General features: G+C 63.5%; 5 protein-coding genes. 1 reads left to right on the top strand and 4 read right to left on the bottom strand.

Annotated elements, in window-relative coordinates; translation table 11 throughout:
- Window positions 1–78: 78 nt before the first annotated feature.
- Both ACFDS3_RS19380 and ACFDS3_RS19375 read right to left on the bottom strand, forming a co-directional pair.
- Window positions 79–699, bottom strand: coding sequence for an ABC transporter substrate-binding protein (locus ACFDS3_RS19380; protein WP_375263979.1), 621 nt, complete (start codon window positions 697–699; stop codon window positions 79–81).
- 81 nt (window positions 700–780) lie between these two features.
- Window positions 781–1,050, bottom strand: coding sequence for an ABC transporter substrate-binding protein (locus tag ACFDS3_RS19375; protein WP_375263978.1), 270 nt, complete (start codon window positions 1,048–1,050; stop codon window positions 781–783).
- A gap of 416 nt (window positions 1,051–1,466) precedes the next feature.
- On the opposite strand from ACFDS3_RS19375, the gene ACFDS3_RS19370 reads away from it, so the two are divergent.
- A complete protein-coding gene (locus ACFDS3_RS19370) occupies window positions 1,467–2,453 on the top strand; it encodes an alpha/beta fold hydrolase (protein WP_375263977.1) in 987 nt (328 codons plus the stop codon).
- Between the two features lie 47 nt (window positions 2,454–2,500).
- Here ACFDS3_RS19370 and ACFDS3_RS19365 read toward each other — a convergent pair whose 3' ends face one another.
- Both ACFDS3_RS19365 and gntA read right to left on the bottom strand, forming a co-directional pair.
- Window positions 2,501–3,097, bottom strand: coding sequence for a DUF1989 domain-containing protein (locus ACFDS3_RS19365; protein WP_375263976.1), 597 nt, complete (start codon window positions 3,095–3,097; stop codon window positions 2,501–2,503).
- Window positions 3,094–3,774, bottom strand: coding sequence for a guanitoxin biosynthesis heme-dependent pre-guanitoxin N-hydroxylase GntA (gene gntA / locus ACFDS3_RS19360; protein ID WP_375263975.1), 681 nt, complete (start codon window positions 3,772–3,774; stop codon window positions 3,094–3,096). Before gntA ends, ACFDS3_RS19365 begins: the two co-directional genes overlap by 4 nt.
- Window positions 3,775–4,103: the final 329 nt, after the last annotated feature.

Raw genomic sequence — 4,103 nt, 5'->3', positions numbered from 1 at the left:
TTCGAAAGGTTCTCAATGGCTTAGCCGAGGCGTGAGGCCAACTGCGATTGCCCTGGGCGAGAGTCACGAACGAAAGCGTCAAGAACAGAACGAGCCTGAACAGGCCGTCCTGCGCATCGCCCGATGTCGTTCGCCGAGATCGAGCGCCGTGAGCTGTTCAGCGACCTGCTCGGCGCCGTACAGGGTGCGGATGCTCGGGTTCATGGCAGCGCCGCTCATGACCACGATCCGGCCGTTGCGAAGGGCATCCATCTGGCTGACCGTGGGATCGGACTGGAGGAACTCGATCTTGTTGTCCGCGCGGTCGAGGTCCCAGCGGTTCCGGTCGACTTGTGCGGCCACGATGACTGTCGGATCGGCGGCCATGATCCCCTCCCATCCCAGCGTCGGCCATTCCGCCTCGGTCTGGAGCGCATTCGAGCCGCCGAGCAGATGGGAAATGTAGGCCGACGGGCCGTTCCCTCCGCCAAGACACGCATCATCGGCGGGCGACGGGCTGGAGAGCCAGAAGAGGAAGGTAAGATCCTCGCTCTCCGAAAACTGCTCTTGCAGGGCCGCTTCGCGCGCCTTGAAATCGGCAATCAGCGCCTGCCCGCGATCGGCCACGTCGAAGATCCGCGAAAGATCGTCGATCTCCTTGTAGAGCAGGTCCATGCTCCACAGATCTTGCCGGCTTCCATAGGCGTCCCCGGAATCCAGCGAGGTCGAGCAGGCGCTGGGGGAGAGGTAGGTCGGTATGTCGAGTGCGCGTGGAAGTCTTCGCGCTTGGCGACCTTGCTGTCAGGGCCGCAGCGTCGACAGCATCGCGACGACGAAATCGGGCTGTTTCGACAGCACCGCCTCGATCGTCGGGAACTCGACCGAAAGCACCTCGACCTTGCTGTTCGCCTCTTCCAGTTCCGGAAGGACGTTGTTCGGCCAGAAGGCCGTGGCGGCCATGCGATCCTCAAGCCCGAGCAGCAGCAGGATCTCCGCGCTGTTCTGTCCAAGCGCGGCCGCATTCTGCGGCGCCGCCTCAAACGTGACGCTTTGTCCGCAGTTCTCGATCACGAGGGGACACGGGTTCGGCCTGCGCGATGGTGGAGTCCGAGGCTGTAGCGAGGCTCGCGGGAATCAAGAAGCTCTTCCACATCCGACGGTGTCTCCATCTGTCGCATGAATGATTGGCGCGGACCGAAACACCTTCGGCACTTCGAGCAAGAGTGAGTTAGCAAGGAATTCGCGACAGCAGGGCCGCCTACCCTCGCTGCTGCTCCGAACCAATGGCGTGACGGTTTGCCGGGCGCGGCCTTCGCGGCTGAAGCGACGCGGGGCGCTCCCTCCCCTACGGCGTCGCTGTCTGCTGGCGCCAGCACCATTCCGCCGCGAGGAACAATGTGTCTGGCTGAGAGTAGATGTCCGGCGTCGCAAGACTCGTGCAACGCCCTTCAGTTCTTTCGCGATCGGAGCCTCACATGAACTCTCACATGAGACGATATGCGCGGGGCGCAGTTCGGAAGCGGGCAGCCTCCTCGTCCACCGGCTCCATGATCGTCGGCCTTGCGGTTGCCGGTCTCGCGGCATCGGCGCTTATGAACCACCGTCTGGCCCGGAAGGCCGAGCGCGACAATCCTCCGATGGGCCGGATGCTGAAGGTGGCAGGCGTCCGTCTACACTATGTGGAGCGCGGCAGCGGGGACCCGGTCGTTCTGCTCCACGGTAACGGCAGCATGATCCAGGACTTCGAGTCGAGCGGACTCGTCGACCTCGCCGCCCAAACCTACCGCGTGGTCGCGTTCGACCGTCCCGGTTATGGTCATAGCGACCGGCCGCGGCACAAGATCTGGACGCCCGAAGCACAGGCCGACCTGATCCACGCCGCGCTCGCACGTATCGGAGTCTCGCGCGCCACGATTGTGGGCCATTCCTGGGGCTGCTCGGTGGCGGTCGCGCTTGCGCACAAATACCCCCAGATGGTCGGCGGGCTGGTCCTTGCGTCTGGCTACTACTATCCGACGGCACGGGCCGATGTCGTCGGCATGGCAGGCCCGGCCATACCGCTGGTGGGGGACATCATACGATACACGATCTCCCCCATCCTTAGCCGGCTGATGTGGCCGCTCATGATGCGCAAGATATTCGGGCCGCAAACGGTGCCCGCTAAGTTCCGGTCGTTCCCTAAGGCCATGGCCGTGCGCCCGTCCCAGATCCGCGCGAGCGCCGCCGAGTCGGCGCTGATGGTTCTGGATGCCGCCGCCTACCGCCCCGTCTACGCGAGCCTCAAGATGCCGGTCGCCATTGTCGCCGGTGCCAAGGATCGCCTCATCAACACCGAGACGCAGTCGGCGAGGCTTCATCGGGAGATCTCGCAAAGCAGCTTCAACCGGGTGCCGGGGGCGGGTCACATGATCCACCAGACAGCGACGCAAGACGTTCTGGCTGCAATCAAGGAAGTGACAGCGCATCACGGATAAGCGGCGCGCGCCGGGGACAGGCGGCGCGGCCACCGGAATCCTGTGGGTCAGGCTGATGCCGCGTCCTCAACCACGTAGTGGATGGGTTTGAAGCTACCGCCATTTGACGCATAAGCTGAACAGGCGGTCAGGCCGATGATAAGGTCCATCTCTGCACGTAGCCGAATGTGGTCGCCCGGCCGGCTCGTCGGCGGGTCCACCTGCAGCTTTCCGTCGGACGCGACAGGCACGTTCATGAACAGGTTGAACGCGCAGGGGATCATGTCCGGCTCGATTCCGTAAGGCGCCAGCGCTTCGGCGAGATTGCCAAAGCAGCCGCGATGAACCGGCTGATCGGGATAGAAGTGACGAAAGGTGGCCTCGCTGCACGGCGTCAGCAGGAAGTCGTGCCGCCCTGCTGTATCCTCGACGATCGAAAGCATCGGGTTCGATCGGTTCGACCATAGTCGGTTCCCGGTCGTGAGCGCGATCGTCTCTTCATAATCGAACGTCCGCCCATTCGAGATCACCTCGCGCACATCGGCCGCACTATAACCCAAAAGGTCAGACACCTGCACCCCTTCGGGATCAATGACCCGCAACGTCTGTCCCTGCTGCACCCGGAAGGCGACGCCGCTACGCGGCTTGATCTCGGTGACGGTCATGCGGCCCTCGGATCGTGGAACGGGCAGCGCCAGTCCTCGTCGACCATACGACCGCTGTATTGTCGCGCCTCGCTCGCCTCACCGAAGCGGGCGAGCATCGGGTTGACGCTTCCGGCGATGGCAGTATCCCGATCCAGGATCTTCTCGCGCATCCGATCGTACCGGCCATCCGCGCGCAAGCGCTCGAACTGCTCGTGCAGATTGAAGATCAGGGTCGGCCTTGGCATCCGCCGTGCCGGACGCGACGCGTTGGCGTGCAGGCCGACCACGAAGAACGCCGCCCCGCCGAAGCTGAGAGAAAATTGCGGGTCGTCGGGGTCCGAACTTACGGTTCGGTCGTAGGGTTGCTTGCGCTCCGCGTCGACTTCAGCCAGCGATTGCAGCCGCTCCCACAGCGCCGTTTCGAATTCCTTCTCGTCGAGGTCTTCGGGCTCCGCAAAGATCAGGGCAAGGCTGCGCATCTCGCTCGGATCATCCCGATAGCCAGCAACCCAATCGAGCAGATGCGAGTGGATCCGCTGATCGTCGCGAGCGCTTCTGAGCGACTGACACACCAGCGTCTTGAGGTTGCCGCGCGCCATGACGGACTTTGCGCCCACGCAGGGAAACGCTTCGTCCGCGATCGCGGTCAGCAGTTCTTCGCGCGCTGCCAGCGCGGTATCATTGTCGAGGGACATGTGGTTATACCAGTTCCAATTCCGATTTGCACAGGAACGAGAAAGCCGAACGAATGTTCCGGTTCGGCGCGGTGTCCGCCGGCGAAGGAAACGGCCGTTCGGAGGTGCCCATCGCCTCGGTCGATGCCTCTCGGGGGGCAGGATGCTCGTTTGAACATAGGCTGGCCCCGGCCTTCGCTGCGGCAGACGCTCTGCCGATCATCCTGCCCCGAGCTTAAGGTCTCACCGCCCTCGACAGGCGCGAGATCGAGGCTGCAGATGCTCAGAATCTTATGGGCGGGATCAAGTTCATCGAGCAGCTTCTGCTTGGGGTGTCGGACAACCGGCTG

It is taken from the genome of Palleronia sp. (genome assembly GCF_042089775.1).
Taxonomy (GTDB): domain Bacteria; phylum Pseudomonadota; class Alphaproteobacteria; order Rhodobacterales; family Rhodobacteraceae; genus Palleronia.
Note: the sequence above shows the minus strand (reverse complement) of the source record. Positions and strands in the feature narration are given on the sequence as shown.